General features: G+C 42.1%; 11 protein-coding genes. 6 read left to right on the top strand and 5 right to left on the bottom strand.

The genetic code is table 11. The features are described 5' to 3' along the window. Positions 1-28: 28 nt before the first annotated feature. Both VUI23_RS15560 and VUI23_RS15555 read right to left on the bottom strand, forming a co-directional pair. The gene (locus tag VUI23_RS15560; RefSeq protein ID WP_342804924.1) at positions 29-1693 is read right to left on the bottom strand and encodes a DUF3466 family protein; all 1665 of its coding nucleotides are present in this window, start codon (positions 1691-1693) and stop codon (positions 29-31) included. Between the two features lie 132 nt (positions 1694-1825). Further along, entirely contained in the window at positions 1826-3334 is a 1509-nt protein-coding gene (locus VUI23_RS15555; protein ID WP_342804923.1) for a DUF4397 domain-containing protein, read from the bottom strand. 1060 nt (positions 3335-4394) lie between these two features. Between VUI23_RS15555 and VUI23_RS15550 the strand changes: the two genes are divergently transcribed. The 4 genes from VUI23_RS15550 to VUI23_RS15535 all read left to right on the top strand — a co-directional run bounded on the left by VUI23_RS15550 (position 4395) and on the right by VUI23_RS15535 (position 12197). After that, positions 4395-7223: a TonB-dependent receptor gene (locus VUI23_RS15550; RefSeq protein ID WP_342804922.1), complete on the top strand. Its 2829-nt coding sequence runs from the start codon at positions 4395-4397 to the stop codon at positions 7221-7223. 32 nt (positions 7224-7255) lie between these two features. Continuing rightward, the gene (locus tag VUI23_RS15545) at positions 7256-8857 is read left to right on the top strand and encodes a peptidase dimerization domain-containing protein (RefSeq protein ID WP_216047108.1); all 1602 of its coding nucleotides are present in this window, start codon (positions 7256-7258) and stop codon (positions 8855-8857) included. Between the two features lie 104 nt (positions 8858-8961). Further along, the gene (locus VUI23_RS15540) at positions 8962-10569 is read left to right on the top strand and encodes an amidohydrolase (protein WP_216047107.1); all 1608 of its coding nucleotides are present in this window, start codon (positions 8962-8964) and stop codon (positions 10567-10569) included. Then, positions 10569-12197: an amidohydrolase gene (locus VUI23_RS15535; protein WP_342804921.1), complete on the top strand. Its 1629-nt coding sequence runs from the start codon at positions 10569-10571 to the stop codon at positions 12195-12197. Before VUI23_RS15540 ends, VUI23_RS15535 begins: the two co-directional genes overlap by 1 nt. A gap of 175 nt (positions 12198-12372) precedes the next feature. Here the strand turns inward: VUI23_RS15535 and VUI23_RS15530 are convergent, their stop codons facing one another. Beyond that, on the bottom strand, positions 12373-13227 hold the full coding sequence (locus VUI23_RS15530; protein ID WP_216047106.1) for a LysR family transcriptional regulator: 855 nt from the start codon (positions 13225-13227) through the stop codon (positions 12373-12375). 150 nt (positions 13228-13377) lie between these two features. Here VUI23_RS15530 and glyA point away from each other — a divergent pair, with 150 nt between their 5' ends. Continuing rightward, positions 13378-14631, top strand: coding sequence for a serine hydroxymethyltransferase (glyA, locus tag VUI23_RS15525; protein WP_303500834.1), 1254 nt, complete (start codon positions 13378-13380; stop codon positions 14629-14631). Positions 14632-14714: 83 nt separating this feature from the next. On the opposite strand, the gene VUI23_RS15520 is transcribed toward glyA, so the two are convergent. Then, positions 14715-16364 carry a SulP family inorganic anion transporter gene (locus tag VUI23_RS15520; protein ID WP_216047104.1) on the bottom strand — a complete coding sequence of 550 codons (1650 nt, stop codon included), beginning with the start codon at positions 16362-16364 and terminating at the stop codon, positions 14715-14717. Between the two features lie 19 nt (positions 16365-16383). Continuing rightward, positions 16384-17028, bottom strand: coding sequence for a carbonic anhydrase (locus VUI23_RS15515; RefSeq protein ID WP_216047103.1), 645 nt, complete (start codon positions 17026-17028; stop codon positions 16384-16386). Between the two features lie 168 nt (positions 17029-17196). Here VUI23_RS15515 and VUI23_RS15510 point away from each other — a divergent pair, with 168 nt between their 5' ends. Next, a complete protein-coding gene (locus tag VUI23_RS15510) occupies positions 17197-18138 on the top strand; it encodes a hydrogen peroxide-inducible genes activator (protein ID WP_342804920.1) in 942 nt (313 codons plus the stop codon). Positions 18139-18170 lie beyond the last annotated feature (32 nt).

Below are 18170 nucleotides of genomic sequence, written 5' to 3'. Positions count from 1 at the left end.
GATTTAAGCCTGCAGGCTAGGGTAAGTTTTACAGTTGTTTTGTACGAAATAATCTAATTATTACCAATGGAGTAATGCTTAATAACCAGAATAAACTGCCGCCTTGGCGCTCAACTTCCGCTTCTAGTGCATCACAATTATCTATAGAGCCGCCTGAAATTGGTTCTAATTTTACCGCCACATAATGGGTGGTTTCAATTTCAGCGCCATAATCATCATAGATAATCTCGCCAGATAGATTGCGACTCGCCTCTGTTACTGTGGCTGTGGCAACAATGGTATTGTCATCGTTGATGCCGTGAACTTCTACGATGTTGTACTCGCTATTACATTCAAGCAAAGTATTTATCTCATTGAAAAGGTCATTTCGATAATCGTATAGAAAAGCGCCGGTACGACTTGTACCCGAAGTGGTGAGTTCCGAATCTCCGTATCCGATAATCATATTTTGATTATTGATATCAGTAGCATAGCTATTGGCAGTCGTATAAAAATCATCTGGGTATTCGGTGACGTCAGCATCCACATCGTGAACAAAAAACTTATTGACTAAACTGCCTTGAACTAACTTTGAAGCATAACCTACCACTATGTTGTCATTATTAATTGCCGCAGCAGAACTGGAATAAACGCTCTCATCTTGGTTAATTGTAGTGACTTCATCATCTATATAAATAGCCGCCGATGTAATAAGGGTTGTGGTATCTAAGTAGTAATCAGGGGATTCTCCCACGGCAACCCCATAATCATTGATTGCTACCGCTGTGCTGCTATATACGGTTTCATCACTGCTATCGGGTTCGATTAGCATGGGTAAAACATAAGTGTCAGTTACGCTCCCGCGTTCATCTACTTGCCATATAATTCCTCGGCGTTGTGATATTGTGGTGACGCTGCTGTTCAGTTCAATGCTCAAGCTGCGTAAACAGGATTCTTCTGGCACATCAGCACGTACTTCATCATCTGCACAGTCTTCTACACTTTGCGCAAACTCATCTGATACCAACTCAGTGGTTCCATAGCCAACAACTTGGTTACTATCATTTATGTCGAAGGCGTAACTTAGACCGCCAGCCGTGGTGTCAGGAGGAGGCAGGGCAACTGTATCGCCATCAATATAGGCAAAACCTCTGACATAAAAGTCATTTAGTACATAGGTAACATCGTCAATATCTTCATTGATATAATCGAGGGTGTAAAATCCGTCAAAACCGTATCCTACGGCATAACCAAAGTCGTTAATCCCTTGCAGATCGACAAAGGTACTATTGCTATAGTCATCTGTGGAGGAATCAATACTGTCAAATCCGTGTAACTCTTGACTGTCTGACTCGGTTGCTATAAAGCCGTTTTGTGTGGAAATTTGTTGGTATAACTGGTTCTCAGCGAAAGATTGAATATAGCTATATAGAAATGCGTAGTCATCATCATTGAAATCACCTACTTTTGTTGATTCTACGTCTGTTAAATAACTAGATAATGAATCGAAGTCGAGTAGCGATATGTCTATCGGTGGATTATATTTAGTCACTAGATTGACGGTGACCTCACCAATACTGTTAATGTCCGTGGGAGACGAATTCTCTCCTAATTCGGCTACTGGTAATTCTACTACTTTGTATTGCGCCCCATAGACCTTAAAACCCAATAATAAGGAGCAAGACAGCGCTAGTACAAATCGGATTGTTTTCATTGAATTTCCTGTTTACTGCTTTTTAGCTACGCTCACATGCAGATTTCACGCATCTCTTATGGCAGGCACAATTAAATTGTGCCTGCACTTATAAAGGAATTGCGGTAATTTTACTTGCGAGGAGTTGTCATATTACTCGTCAGATTTTTGGTTAACTAAGGTCATCTCATAACCTGAGGGCATAGACTCATTTTCTGCGAATATCAGAAATTGCTCAACACTGTCTTCATCTAATGTCATTGTTAAGCTGTCCATTATGACGTCGGTACCGTCTATAGTGGCAATGGCGAAAATATCGTAGGTATTATTGAGCAATGAAACTGAACCACTGCTGGTTTCTAAAACTGATAATTTACTTTCAGCCGTTGATATTATTTCGTCGCTCAATACAAAGTAAAAAGTCACACGGCTAAAGTCATCAGAATCAGACAAGTTAACCACTTTGATACCATGACTATAGATACTTGAGCTGTTGCTTTTGGTAATTGTGAGTGATTTTATGGTGGCTTCGTAACCGTCTACAACACCATCACTATTTTCATCGATGTCATCATCTTCGTCATCATCAATAGGATCAACTTTGCTATAAATGAAGATAGTACTGTCAGCATTTTCTTCAAGGCTTAACAAGGCATCACTAATAAAGGTGTCTTCGGTATAAGTGTCTAATACATCAAATCCGTAATCGCCATTTGCAGTGGTTGTTGAAGTACTGAATTCCCCAGTGGCTAAACCTTCTATCAATACCTCTGAATCATCATTTAATTTGACATCAATATTCATGTATCCACGATAGTTAGGTAAATAATCGGATTCATCAACACCGTTATAAAATCCAAAGGAGGCTTCTGAGTCCACATCATTTAATAGGGTCACGCCGTTGGTGCCAATGCTATCGATAGCAAAAGGTGAAGAGCCAACCCCAACGTTTTCACGTAACACGATGACATACTGACTCACAGTGGTATACGACTGATCCGTAGAGGTATAGATAACCTCGTCACTGCCAGCTTCGGTGATGTAGAAAATATATTGGTCTTGATCCATTTTTATATTTTCAGACAACTCGGTATAACTGCTGCTAGTCACAAATACCGCTTCGTTAAAAGTTTCATTATCTGCAGACATATATACGTCAACATATTGGTAGTCAGGGTGCAGATTTAAGAACCTAAGGTTAAACAAGTCATCGTCGTCGTCATCATCGTCATCGACTACCGCAATATCAAACTTCAGCACCTCGGGATCTCTAATATCACCAGTCATGGCAAGAAAAGTGATGCTGTCAGAATTGATACTTAATTGCTCCTGATAAACCATTTCCAGATCGCTTCGATCACTACTTTCCTCATCTTGCCAAGCTAATTCAACGTAGTAGCTTCCAGTGTCCAGCTCATTGTTTGCGCTTACCTCAGCAAATTCTACGGCGCTATAAGTAAGCTCTACTTCATCGTCATCGTCATTGTCTAAATCTTCATCCACAGTGAGGTAAACCCCAGGTGCATTAGTCGATGCATTATAGAATTTAATGTAACCGGAACTTTCGTCGTCACTGCCACAGCCTGCTAAAACGAATAACATTAAACCCAAACATACCCAAGGGTAATTCGTTAATTTAAGGGTTGTACTACTGAACTTCATGGAATCTCCACTTTAATTATTGTTAGGAAAAGTGAGGTACTGATCAAAGCTGTCATGTTTCTCACAATGGCGATTCGGACTGATTTTAATTTCATTTAGTTCAGCGCAAAGAGGCGTCTTTACAGAAACTTTACGTTGTAAATTGTTTTGTTACGGATCGAAGAAAAAAACCATTCAAATAGATAAAAAGATGTTTTGCTTGTTTTAACTAACGATATCTAGCAAATCGGCAAGGAATCACTGTCTGGAAATTTATTTGAATAGCAAAAAGTCAATTCATCCAGCAACCTTTGTGATCATGCTTGATGCACAACAACATTGAAAATCGAATGGGCGAGTCTGTTGGTAATCAATTTCAAATTTGAATGGCAACTGTTCAATTCGCTAAATGTTACATATTCCAAATTGGTGCAACCCCAATTGGTGCCGAATAGCTATTCACTTTTTGGTGCGTTATTAATCATATCAGCTCGCCTAAAACTAGCTCTACTGCGCATTTTGTTTAGTTTTGGAGTGAATCTCGGATGGTGAGTTGTTTATTGCTTTTTGTTACTAATAAACCATTTTTAGAAAAATTTATCATATTAAATGTCATAAATTAGGATGATTATAATTTGATATTGGGTAGAAAAGTCCGCAAATGCCTAATTAATACCCGTAATTCTATTTAATTGCATCGAAATAGTGCGAGTTCGAAATTTGCATAAATGAAGTTTATTTTTGCATAAGTTATTTTAATCAAAATTTAAAAATATTAATTTTTCTTATCTGACTTGGAGATTTTTAATAAGATTTTCTTATATGTTACAGCCTGTAAATAAGATGTTTTTATGTTTTGCAAGTGTTTGTAATCACTAGGTTTTTTTACGTGCATTTTCACTTAATTTTTAGCTTCCCCAAAATTAATTCAATAATAATTTTTTAAATCAAGGTTTTAGGTATGACTTGTGCTTTTAACTCATCGCAACTGTAACGACGTGAAAATGCATTTATGTTTTGAGTCGCAAAAAAATCAGCAAATAAAAACAACTATTACATCCTTTGTACAGGAGAAGAACACATGAAAAGCCCCATTAAATCAAAAACGCATAGAGTCACCTATCTGGCTACATTGATTTCTAGCATGTTGGCAGTGAACACCGCTCTTGCTCAGGAAGCAGCTAGTGAATACGACAGTTTGAGTGAGGATTCCAAGTTGGAATCGATACAAATTACAGGATCACGGGTAGCAAGGGACGGTTATGATACGCCGGCACCAGTGACCATAATGACCCAAGATGACATTAATGCTTACGCTCCAGGAAGTGTGGCGGAATTTGTCAATACTTTACCTTCTGTTACTGGTAGTAGCACGGCGTCTACTTCTTCAGGATCACTGAGTAACGGTGCTTCGGGTATCGCCGCATTGAACTTAAGAGCCTTAGGTGTGGGTCGTACCTTGGTACTATTCGACGGTCAGCGTAACGTTGTTTCTGCATCAACAGGTGAAGTTGATACTAATACATTCCCTCAATCCCTAATCAAAAATGTTGAGGTAGTAACCGGTGGTGCGTCATCTGTTTACGGTTCTGATGCAATTAGTGGGGTTGTGAACTTTATTCTAGATAAAGAATACACAGGTTTTAAATCTCAAGTAGAGTACGGCGAAACCACTTACGGAGATCGTGAAAACGGTAAAGTGGTTCTGACTTACGGTACTGAATTAGCTGATGGGGCAGGGCACTTGTTATTAAGTGGTGAGTATTTCTCTGCTAACGGTATTCATTACACCACCCGCGACTGGGCTGAAAGAGGTTATGTTGGGATGATCAATCCTGATACTAGCGAAGGCGCTCCGTTTTACTTAGTAGATGAAAACATCGGTATTTCTAACTATACCCCCGGTGGTTTAATTGCCGATGGCCCACTTGCGGGTACTTATTTTGGTGTCGATGGCGCTGTTAATCAATTGGCTTACGGTGACGTATCTGGTCAGTGGATGCAAGGCGGTGATTGGCAATATACTTCTTCAGGTATGGTCGGAACGAATTCTTTAGCTGCCGATGAAGAGCGTAAAAACTTGTTTGGCCGTTTAAGCTATATGCTGGGCGAAACTGAGGTTTATCTGCAAGGTTCTTATGCTGAATATGAAGGTTTAGCTTACTACATTAACCCCACGTCTAAAGGCGTTACTATTTATGCTGACAACGCATTTTTACCAGGTGCTGTCGCAAGTCAAATGGCCGACCAAGGGCTAGAAAGTTTCAGCTTAAATACCAGTAACGTTGATATGCCAGCATCGGGTGCTAACAACTTACGTGATACCACTCGAATCGTTTTAGGTGCCGACGGTGAATTTGAAATGGGCGGTAAATACTTTAGTTGGGATGCCTACTACCAATACGGTAAAACCAACACTGATGAGCACATGACTCCAACCTACAATTCTGCGCGCTTAACTCAAGCCACAGATGCTGTTGTAGATTCTGCTACTGGCGAAATTGTTTGTCGTTCTACCTTGACTGATCCAAGCGATGGTTGCGTGCCATTGAACCGTTTAGGTGTGGGTGTAGCGAGTGACGAAGCATTAGATTATGTTTTGGGTAGTCCTCGTCGTGAGCAAGAGTTTATTCAAAATGTTGCTGCGATTAACTTTAGTACTGGTGACTTTGAGGGATGGGCAGGCCCAATCTCTGTCGCTTTTGGTGCTGAGTACCGTAAAGAAGAAATGGATGGTTATGTTGAAGAACAGTATCAAACTGGCTGGAAATACGGTAACTATAAAGTCACTCAAGGTGATTACGATGTTGTTGAAGCCTATGTTGAAACATTAGTTCCAATTACCGATGATTTGGATTTTAACGGTGCAGTGCGTTATACCGATTATAGTACCTCTGGTGGCGTAACCACCTGGAAAGCAGGTTTAACCTATCAACCAATTGAAGATGCAACTATACGTTTAACCAAGTCTCGCGATATTCGTGCGCCCAACTTGAGTGAGTTATACGCTGCAGGTACTGCCCGTAGTAACTCTGTCACTATCGATGGTGCTTCTGTACCTATGATCCAGAATCTTCAAGGTAACCCAGATGTTAAGCCAGAAGAAGCTGATTCTTGGGGAGTTGGGGTGATTTTGCGTCCTAGTTTCTTAGAAAACTTCTCTGCCGCAATTGATTATTATGATGTGGAAATTGACGGTATTATCAGCTTCGTAACGGCTGATTCAACGGCTGAATACTGTGTTGAGTTTGGTGTGCAAAAATACTGTGACAACATGATTTATGATGAATCAGGAACACTACAAACGATCAACCTTTTATACGACAACCTAAACGTTATGACCGCTCGCGGTATCGATTATGACTTAACCTATTCTTTTGATTTAGGTGATTTGTCCTCAGATGCCCCAGGTAGTGTCAAACTGCGTTTCTTAGCCACTAACTACCTAGAAAATATAACTGATAACGGCGTAACTGCGATTGATTCCGCTGGTTCAAATGCTTCAAGCACACCTGATTGGAAATACCGCGCATCAGTTACTTACACATTAGAAGATATGACCTTTGATCTTACTGCTCGTGGTGTGAGTGATGGCGTATTGAGTAATGCGTACATTGAATGCGCTTCAAATTGCCCTGAGAGCATTGCGCCAAACTACACCATTAACGACAACAGCGTTGATGGCGAAGTTTACTTTGATTTATATGCAGCTAAAACCGTTACCTTTAGTAATGACGCAGAAGCTGAATTTTATCTATCGATTCGCAACATGTTTGATACTGATCCTGCCGATGTAGCTTACCCCGCTTTCCAAGGTTCAGAAAACCGCCCAGGTTATTTAGAAACAAACCGTGGTTTATATGACGTATTGGGTCGTCAGTTCAAAGTTGGCTTTAGAGTCGAAATGTAATGAACAAAAAGTTAATCAAAAAGGACAAAAGCATGTTTAAACGCACAGTTTTAAACACCGTAATTGGTTTAACCATGGCGTCTATTGTTGGGTCTGCCGCTGCTTTCGAAGATATGTCTCAGGTTGAGCGTATGGAAGCAAAAATGACACTGATTGATGCAGTAGGTGCTAAAGCTAAACAAGCGCAGGTCATGAACGACATGATCTTCAGTTTCGGAGAGCTAGGGTTTCAAGAATTTGAAACCTCTGCTTACCTGACCAAAATATTGGAAGACAATGGATTTACTATCGAACGCGGTATTTCCGGTATTCCAACTGCTTGGATGGCAACCTGGGGAGATGGCGGACCTGTCATCGCTCTAGGTTCAGATATTGATGGCATTCCTAAGGCTTCTCAGAAGCCTGGGGTGGCTTATCACGATCCTATTATTGAAGGTGCTCCTGGCCATGGTGAAGGCCATAACTCAGGCCAGGTCGTTAACATCCTTGCGGCGTTAACGGTGAAGGAGTATATGGAAAAAAATGACATCGACGGCACCATTAAAATTTGGCCTGGTGTGGCTGAAGAGCAGTTAGGGACTAAAGCTTATTACGTCCGTGACGGCTACTTTAAAGATGTTGACGCAGTATTGTTTTCACATGTATCCAATAGTTTCAGCACGAGTTGGGGTGCCGGTCGTGGAAACGGTCTAGTGTCAGTGCAATATGACTTCTTTGGTGAATCAGCGCACAGTGCTGGCTCTCCTTGGCGCGGTCGCAGTGCATTGGATGCTGTAGAATTAATGAGTGTTGGGGTGAACTATCGCCGTGAGCACTTACGTTTATCACAACGTATACATTCTATTATCGTTGACGGTGGTGACCAACCCAATGTTGTGCCCTCTAAAGCAAGTATCTGGTACTTCTTTAGAGAGACAGATTTTCCACATATAAAATCCTTGTGGGAGATTGGTGACAAAATGGCGGAAGGGGCTTCTCTTATGAGTAATACCTCTTGGTCATCTACTGTGTTAGGTTCAGCCTGGCCACAGCATATGAACAAAGCCATAGCTGAAGATGCTTACGAAAATATCAAAATGGTGGGAATGCCTGATTGGTCTGCTGATGATATTGCTCTGGCTAAAGCTTTACAGTCTGAAATTGGCGTTGCGCCAGAAGGTCTGAAAACCGAACTCAATCCGTTATTAGACCCACCCGATCCTGCCAAACTTACAGGCGGTGGCTCAGATGACATTGGTGATATTTCTTGGCAAGTACCAACAATAACCTTGCGTTATCCAGCTAACATCCCTAATTTGCCGGGTCATAACTGGTCTAACTCAGTCGCTATGGCAACCCCAATCGCGCATAAAGGAATAGTGGCTGGGGCAAAAGCTCAAGCCCTAAACTTATTCGATTTGTTGACTAACAGTGCATTGATGGATGAGGCGTGGGACTACTATAAAAATGTGCAGACCAAAGAAGACAAATATACTCCTTTGTTACGTCCAGAAGATAAGCCCGCCATTCATTTAAACAAAGAAATTATGGCGACGTACAAATCTGAACTGGAAAAGTACTACTACGATCCTGACAAATACGATACCTATCTCGAACAATTAGGTATCGAATATCCTACCGTTAAAAAGCCGTAAAACAAGTCATTCATTGGCAGTGGTAACGCTGCCAATGAAAATTTTGTTCGAACAGTAGTGATCTTCATTAATCACTATTAGCAAAGGTCTCGGAGCACATCAACATGTTAAATTTCAGTACAAAGAATTTCACCAAAAAGACAGGCATAGTATTGCTTGGCTTAATTTTTTCACAAGGCGCATTCGCCACCACTTTCACCGAAGCACAGCGCGAAGCAGCAAAAGAGCAGGTTGTCGCTGCAGTCGATAAAAACGCAAAACTTGCGCAAGTCATGAACGACATGATTTTTTCATTCGGGGAACTTGGTTTTCAAGAATTTGAAACATCCGCTTATCTCACTAATCACTTAGCTGAACAAGGTTTTAAAATAGAAAAGGGTATTGCTGGTATTCCAACAGCATGGGTCGCGACCTGGGGTTCTGGTAAGCCCGTTATTGCATTAGGGACAGATTTGGATGGCATTCCTAAAGCATCACAAAAACCCGGAGTGGCTTATCATGATCCTATCGTCAAAGGCGCACCCGGCCATGGCGAGGGGCACAATTCTGGCCAAGTCGTTAATATTCTTGCCGCCATGGCATTAAAAGAGTACATGTCTGAAAACAATATAGAAGGCACTATTATGCTGTGGCCTGGGGTAGCTGAAGAGCAGCTTGCCACTAAAGCCTATTATGTGCGTGAAGGTTATTTCGACGATGTAGATGCGGTTCTTTACTCTCACGTTGGAAACCGTTTTGGTACCTTCTATGGCAATCCGTTTTTCTCAGGTATGGTGTCAATTCAATACAATTTTTATGGCGAATCTGCCCACAGTGCTGGAGCGCCTTGGCGCGGCAGAAGTGCATTAGATGCTGTTGAGCTGATGAGCGTTGGTATTAACTATCGTCGAGAACATCTACGCATCGCACAGCGCACCCATTCTGTTGTTGTAGACGGTGGCGATCAACCAAACGTAGTGCCTTCTAAAGCAACTTCTTGGTACTATTTTAGAGAATTAGACTATCCACATGTGAAAGCACTTTGGGAAGTGGGTGATAAGATTGCCCAAGGCGCAGCGTTGATGACTAACACCACGTGGGATTCTACGGTGATGGGCACAGCATGGCCAGGTCATTACAATAAACCTATGGCAATGCGAGCGTTTGAGAATATCCAAAAAGTGGGTATGCCTGAATGGTCTGAAGCTGATATTACCCTTGCCAAATCACTGCAAAAAGAGATTGGCGCGCCAGAAACTGGTTTACCGTCAGACGTTATGCCAATCGTTGCGCCACCTGATCCTAAAACTATGACCGGTGGTGGTTCTGATGATATGGGTGACATATCTTGGGTAACCCCTTCAATGTGGTTGTCATATCCATCGAACATTCCTAATTTGCCCGGACATCATTGGTCAAATGCGGTAGCAATGGCAACGCCTATTGCTCACAAAGGTATTGTTGCCGGAGCAAAAGCCCATGCAATGACCATGATCGATTTATTCACCGACCCTGCGTTAATGGCCGAAGTGAAAGATTATTTCGATAATGTACAAACCAAAGATACTAAGTATCAATCATTTTTACGTGATACCGATGTGCCGCAAATTCATTTGAATAAAGAGATCATGAGCGAGTTTCGTGAACAGATGAGACCTTTTTATTACGATCCTGAAAAGTATGACACTTACCTAGAGCAATTAGGTATTGAATACCCAATGGTGAAAAAATAATGAAAAGTCGCTTTATCTCAAAATTTCTGAACCGCAAAACACCGACAACTTTGAGTGTGATGGCAATTTTAATTGCTGGAATCAGTCAAAGTACGGCGGCGAGTTTAAGTGACAGCGAGCGTCAAGCGGCTAAAGATCAAATTGTGGCTAAAATCGATAGCCAAGGGAAGTTAGCGCAAGTTATGAATGACACGCTATATTCCTTTGGCGAGTTGGGTTTTCAAGAGGTGGAAACCTCGGCTTACCTTACTCAGTTTCTAAGCGAACAAGGTTTTACCGTTGAAACGGGCATTTCTGATATTCCTACTGCATGGATAGCAAAGTGGGGTTCAGGGAAGCCGGTCATTGCTTTGGGGACTGATTTAGATGGCATCCCAAAAGGCTCTCAGAAGCCGGGTGTTGCTTATCATGCACCTATTGTTGATGGGGCGCCTGGTCATGGTGAAGGCCATAATTCAGGCCAAGTAGTGAATATCATTGCTGCATTGGCGTTGAAAGATTATATGACTGAACATGCAATCGAAGGCACTATTATGCTTTGGCCAGGGGTCGCTGAAGAGCAACTTGCTACCAAAGCTTATTATGTGCGTGACGGTTATTTTGATGATGTCGATGCGGTGCTTTACTCCCATGTAGGCAGTGGTTTTGGAACTTTTTATGGTGAAGTTGGCATGTCTGGCTTGGTATCTATTAAGTACAATTTTTACGGTGAATCGGCCCATAGCGCAAGTGCTCCTTGGCGAGGTAAAAGCGCTTTGGATGCAGTAGAGCTGATGAGTGTTGGTATGAATTACCGTCGAGAACATTTACGTTTGGCACAACGAATTCATGGGATTACGGTAGATGGCGGAGATCAACCTAACGTCGTGCCTTCTAAAGCCTCAGCTTGGTACTATTTTCGTGAAATGGATTATGACCACATAAAAGCGTTGTGGGAAGTGGGTGATCAAATAGCCGAGGGTGCTGCAAAAATGACTGACACCAGCTGGGATTCAGTTGTTATGGGCACGGCTTGGCCAGGTCATTTTAATAAACCTATGGCACTGCGTGCTTATGAGAATATTAAAGCAGTTGGCATGCCTCAATGGTCTGCCGATGACATTACCTTAGCAAAAGCGGTACAGACTGAAATTGGTGCCGATGCTGTGGGGTTGCCTAACAACATAATGCCGATTCGCGAGCCCATCAAACCCAGAATACCGACCGGTGGCCCATCTGATGATGTAGGTGATGTCTCTTGGAGTGTACCTACAATCTTTATGTTGTATCCATCTAATATTCCTAATTTGCCAGGTCATCATTGGTCTAATGCCGTGTCGATGGCTACGCCAATCGCTCATAAAGGTATTATTGCAGGAGCGAAAGCCCACGGGATGACCATGATCGATCTATTTACTGATCCGCAGTTAATGAAAGAGGTGTCTGACTACTTTACCGATGTACAAACGAAAGAGGTTAAATACCAGTCGCTACTGCGCAAAGATGACAAACCGCAAACTCAGCTAAACGAGGAGATTATGCAGCGTTATCGAGCGAAAATGCGGGCTTATTACTATGATGCGGATAAATATGAAACTTATATGGACCAGCTTGGTGTGAAATATCCAACAGTTAAAGCTAAACCCTAGTTAGGTCTGATTGGAAAGTGTGGTAGATAAATAATAATAGCAATTTGTGTTCGTGTGTGTGCTCCCTAGAGCAATTTCCAGCACCCAAGGTTTACCTTGAGGTGCTGTTTTTTTAGATAATTACTTTTAATCTGCGATCATCATCAACTTTCATCAAGCTAAATACTCAGTTTGTTTAAATCGCCAGTTGTGCAACCATATCTTTGGCCAGTAACTCAATGGCTTCGGAACGCACTTTCTGTGGATTCAACAAGCATACGCCAATGTAACCTAAATCAGGTAAATCGGCTTGCGGTGGCAACACAAAAAGGCCGGGTGGCACTGTGCTTCTTGCTAATACTGTGATGCCTAAATCTTCGTTAATTGCCGCCTGAATACCGTTTAAATCGGAGATGGTATACACAATTTGCCACTGTTTTTTGCACTTGCCTAAAACATTCGTTGCCCGTTTGCGATAAATGCAAGGGGCGGGGGCTGCAATAAGCGGAAGTTTATTTGGCACTTTATTAACGTATCTTTGGCTTCCCACCCAAACTAACTGATCGGTAATGATAAAACCTTCCTGATCAGGATCGGGTTGTTCCTGTAGGGATAATATTAGATCAAATTGACTTTTAAGGGGCTCACAAACCAAGTCTTTGCTTAGCGCACAATGCACTTCTAAGGAGACTTCCGGGTAAGTGTGGGTAAATCGGCGAATTATCTTAGGCATCAAAGTTGTGGAGAACTCACTTGGAATTCCCAATTTGATGTTTCCGCTGACTTGAGGTTTACCAAATTCGGCCATTGCCTGATCATTTAGCATAAGTATTTTCATGCCAAATTCTAATAGCTTACTGCCGGCTAACGTTAGGGTAAGTCGATTCCCTTCACGCAAAAAAAGTTTTTCACCAACAACTTCTTCAAGTTTTTTTATCTGCAAACTGATAGCAGGTTGCGTGCGTTTAAGCCGCTCTGCGCACATGGTATAGCTGCCTGTTTGCGCAATAGTCACAAATGAACGTAGAAAATCGATAGATAAATTTTTCATGGCTTCACTCCTGTAAAGTGGGGTGGCATTTTTTTAGTTTATGCCTTATTAAAGCCATATTAAAATCTTATGAGCTCATATTTATTATTAATTTTATTTATTGCCTGTGTAGTTCTAGCATAGAGTTTCTGGAAAGGCAATGGACATATAATGATGCAACTAAATAACCCGTTAAAAGCTGTAGACCCTGAGATTTTCGATGTAATCGAAGATGAAGAAAAACGACAAGAAGCGCATATCGAATTGATAGCTTCAGAAAACTATACAAGTAAAGCGGTGATGGAAGCACAAGGTAGCGTGTTAACCAATAAATATGCTGAAGGCTATCCTGGCAAACGTTATTACGGTGGATGTGAATTTGCCGACAAAGCGGAAACGTTAGCAATCGAGCGTGCTAAACAACTATTTGCAGCAGACTACGCGAATGTACAACCGCATTCTGGTTCGCAAGCAAATGCCGCTGTTTACATGGCACTACTTAAGCCCGGCGATACAATTTTAGGTTTAAGTCTGGATCACGGTGGTCATTTGACCCACGGTGCAAAACCGAATTTTTCTGGAAAGTTATATAACGCGATCCAATATGGTTTAAATACTGACAGCGGTGAAATTGACTATCAACAAGTGGCTGAATTGGCGCAAGAGCATCAACCTAAAATGATTGTTGCAGGATTTTCTGCTTATTCCCGTGTGGTTGACTGGCAGAAATTCAAAGATATCGCACAAAGCGTTGGTGCCTACTTGTTTGTAGACATGGCCCATGTGGCAGGTTTGGTTGCAGCGGGTCTGTATCCTAATCCTGTGCCAATCGCAGACGTAGTTACTACTACTACTCATAAAACCCTTCGTGGCCCCCGTGGTGGCTTAATAGTGTGTAAGTCAAACCCTGAACTGGAAAAGAAGTTTAACTCTTTAATTTTCCCTGGTATTCAAGGTGGCCCATTAATGCACGTAATTGCCGCAAAAGCTGTGGCGTTCAAAGAAGCATTAGCCCCTGAATTTACGACTTACCAACAACAAGTGATTGATAATGCGCGGGCGATGGCTGATGTTTTCTTAAAACGTGGTTATGGTGTGGTTTCTGGTGGCACTGACAATCATTTATTTTTAGTGGATTTAATTGCCCGAGGAATGACAGGAAAAGAAGCTGACGCGTTGCTTGGTTCGGTGAACATTACCGTTAACAAAAATACCGTGCCCAATGATCCACAATCACCTTTTGTGACCAGTGGAATTCGCATTGGTACGCCGGCAGTGACCTCTAGAGGGTTTAAAGTTGAGCACGTAACCGATTTGGCAAATTGGATATGTGATTTATTAGATAATCCTGAAGACGCTAGCATAAGCGAAAAAGTTAAGGCTAACGTTGCTCAACTTACCGCTAAATTTCCGGTATACGGATAAACAAAAAAAGCGCTGGATCCAAAGGATGCAGCGCTTTTCTATTATTTACCTTTAAGGTTAAGTCTAATTATCCTGCTGTCAGCCTATTGAGCTCCTGCTAACTTTGTAGAATTAGATAACGCTTTAGGTGAGTTGGCGTCTTTATTAATAATTTCGACTGCATATTCCAATGCGCCCAGCAAATTATCAAAAGACTCAACGTCTGTTTGCGCGGCATTAATTCCTTTCAACACCTTTTTAATCGCATCATTAGCACCACAAATAATCAACTTTCTACCAGCACTTTTAGCATCGGTGGCAACCGTTTCAACTGCCATCCCCGCGGATACATCAACTGTGGGGACTCGGGTAAAGTCCATGATTAATACCTGTGAACCTGGTTTTACTTTGTCACGCACATGGTGTCCAACATCGGCCGCAGCACCAAAGCTAAGCGGTCCGCCGAAACTAAAGATACTTACTCTACCGTCAGCTTGTTTAAGTAGCGCATTTTCTTTAGGGTCGTTCAGCGTGTCGGGGATTTTCTTTAAATCTTCGATCTGTATTTGAGCGATTTGACGAACAAATGCCAATGCCGCCAATACAACACCCACACCCACAGCTGTGACAAGGTCAACAAATACAGTTAGGCCCAATACAAGAATCATCAATGCAAAGTCCCAACGAGGACCATTATGAGCTCGTTTTAGGTAACTCCAATCAATAATATCCAGACCTACTTTCACCAATAACCCAGCTAAAACTGCATGGGGGATACTCGCGGCAAGTGGGCTTAATCCTAGCACTACAGCAAGTAATACAAGGGAGTGAACCATCCCAGAGATTCGGGTTTTACCACCGGTTCTGATATTTACAACAGTACGCATTGTTGCGCCAGCACCAGCAATACCACCAATTAAGCCAGCAACCGTATTACCTATACCTTGACCAATAAGTTCTTTTTTACTGTCATGGCGAGTACGAGTCATGTTGTCAGCCACCAAAGAGGTTAACAAGCTGTCTATGGCCCCCAAAATAGCAAGTATGAAAGCGGCTTCTAAGATTAGAAAGAATTGACTTTGTTCGTAAACCGGCAGATGCAAACTCGGTAGTCCGGTAGGGATATTACCTAGTGCTGGTACGTTGGAAAAAGCAAAGCTTGCTAGCGTTCCAATTACCAGTGCCGCTAATGGTCCAGGTATGTATTTACCTAAAGTTGGCGGCCATTTGTAAGCGATGAGTAAGGTACCTATACCTAATATCAAAGTGGCAATGTTAATGTCTGCCAAAGCTGTCGGAATATAGCTTAATGCACCAATAGTCCCGCTTGGAGGCTCATGCCCCAACAGTCGACCGAGCTGGAGAATAATAATAATTGCGCCAATTCCAGTCATAAAACCAGAAATTACCGGGTAGGGAACCAATCGAATGTATTGACCGACCCCTAATAAACCAAACACAATTTGGAAAAGGCCAGCTAACATAACAGCCGTAAAAATTAACGCAGCATCACCAGATAAACTGGCAAAAAGACCCGCTAACACTACTACCATCGGACCCGTTGGACCTGATATTTGTGAAGGTGTTCCGCCAAACAGGGCGGCAAAAAAGCCTAAGGCAATAGCACCATAAAGGCCTGCCATTGGCCCTAAACCTGAGGCGACACCTAAGGCTAAAGCTAGTGGAAGAGCAACAATACCAGCGGTAAGACCGCCGGTAATATCACCCTTCAAATTGGATAAATCTAGTTTCATATAAGTACCTTGTATGTCTTTACGCTATAGACAATTTGGCTTCGGTTTGTGTCTGGCCCAATGGTGTAAACTTAGCGCTTTGTGGATCATAACTAAGGACTTGACCGCTTTCGATATTGTAAACCCAGCCGTGCAGTTTCACTTGACCGGTGGCTAACTTGGCCGCAACAGATGGGTGAGTACGAAGATGTTGTAATTGTTGTACTACATTCTCTTCAGTTAACTTTTCCAAATGGTCCATACATAGGCTGCCATATTTTTCTTTGACTATTTCCGACGCACAGCGACTATGGGATAACCATTCTTTTACGTGGGGTAATCCATCAAGTTTTTCAGGGTACAAAGCACCTTTCATGGCGCCACAATCAGAGTGTCCACAGACGATAATATGTGAAACACCTAACGCTGCTACTGCAAATTCAATGGATGCGGTTATTCCGCCGGTGACATTGCTGTGAGGAGGGACAATGTTGCCCGCATTACGACAAATGAAAAGTTCACCAGGTTCAGTTTGAGTTAATAGATTTGGATCAATGCGCGAATCGGCGCAGGTAATAAATAATACTTCAGGGTTTTGCCCATTCGCTAACTTTTTAAAAGTTGCTTTCTTATCAGGAAAGACTTCTTTTTGAAATTTAGCAACACCAGAAATTACGTGGTCCATGAAAGTCACTCCTATAAAATGTTTAAAAATACTTGTTACGAATCGAACAACGTTTTTAGTTTTACCTGATAGACAGATAGAAGTATACTTGTTGTCGCGATAGCTTTTTGCTATCAGTGATCTCTAAGAGAACTCCATGAGAACTCATTAATACCAACAGGTTACAAAATGACTACAGACAATAAATATCCCTCCATAAATCAACTAAAATACTTTGTGGCAGTCGCCAAAAGTTTGAGTTTTCGACGCGCTGCACAATCGTTGGGAATCAGTCAACCTACTTTAACCACACAAGTTCAAGCCCTTGAAAAAAACATGAACTTGAGTTTATTTGAACGCAATCGAAGCGGCACTTTACTGACCCCTCAGGGGAATACTTTACTTGCGCTTGCAGAAGAGGTTTTACGCGCAGGTCAACGTTTTAACGACACTGCACGTGAACTCATTGATGGAGCCTCAACTACCTATCGCTTGGGCGTTCCGCCTACGTTGGGACCCTATTTGTTACCATTTGTATTGCCTGAATTACATCGGCGTTTTAGTCAATTAAAATTCTACGTGCGAGAAGAGTTTCCGCAACAGTTGGAAGAAGGTTTACTTAACGGCCAATACGACCTAATTATATCACCGTCAACTCATGAATCCACGCAATTCATCGTTTCTGAGCTATTTACAGAACCGCTAAAGTTGGTCATGCCTGGAGATCATCCTTTGGCAGGTCAAGAGTTTGTAAAACCCTCTGATGTGCAAGGTGAAAAGGTGCTGACGTTAGAAGGTCACCATCACTTCCATCATCAAGTTCAAACTATTTGTGCTCAAATTGGTGCACAGATGTATCGGGATTACGAGGGCACAAGTTTAGATACGCTCAGACAAATGGTCGTGATGGGAGTGGGTGTCGCTTTTTTACCTGGGCTATATGTGCACTCTGAATTACATCGTCCAAATGAACTTCATGTGTGTGAGTTGTTAGACACGCCAATTACTCGTGTGCAACATTTGATTTGGCGAAATACCGCGCCAGGTCGGGTATTCTTTCGCGAACTTGGGCAATTTTTTAGAGAGATTGTTGCTGAAAAACTCGCCAATGCGGTCTACGTCAAAAAGTGACAGTATTGGCTAACTTGGCAGTCTTCAAAAAT

Source organism: Alteromonas sp. M12 (genome assembly GCF_037478005.1).
GTDB lineage: Bacteria > Pseudomonadota > Gammaproteobacteria > Enterobacterales > Alteromonadaceae > Aliiglaciecola > Aliiglaciecola lipolytica_A.
This window is presented reverse-complemented; position numbering and strand designations above follow the sequence as displayed.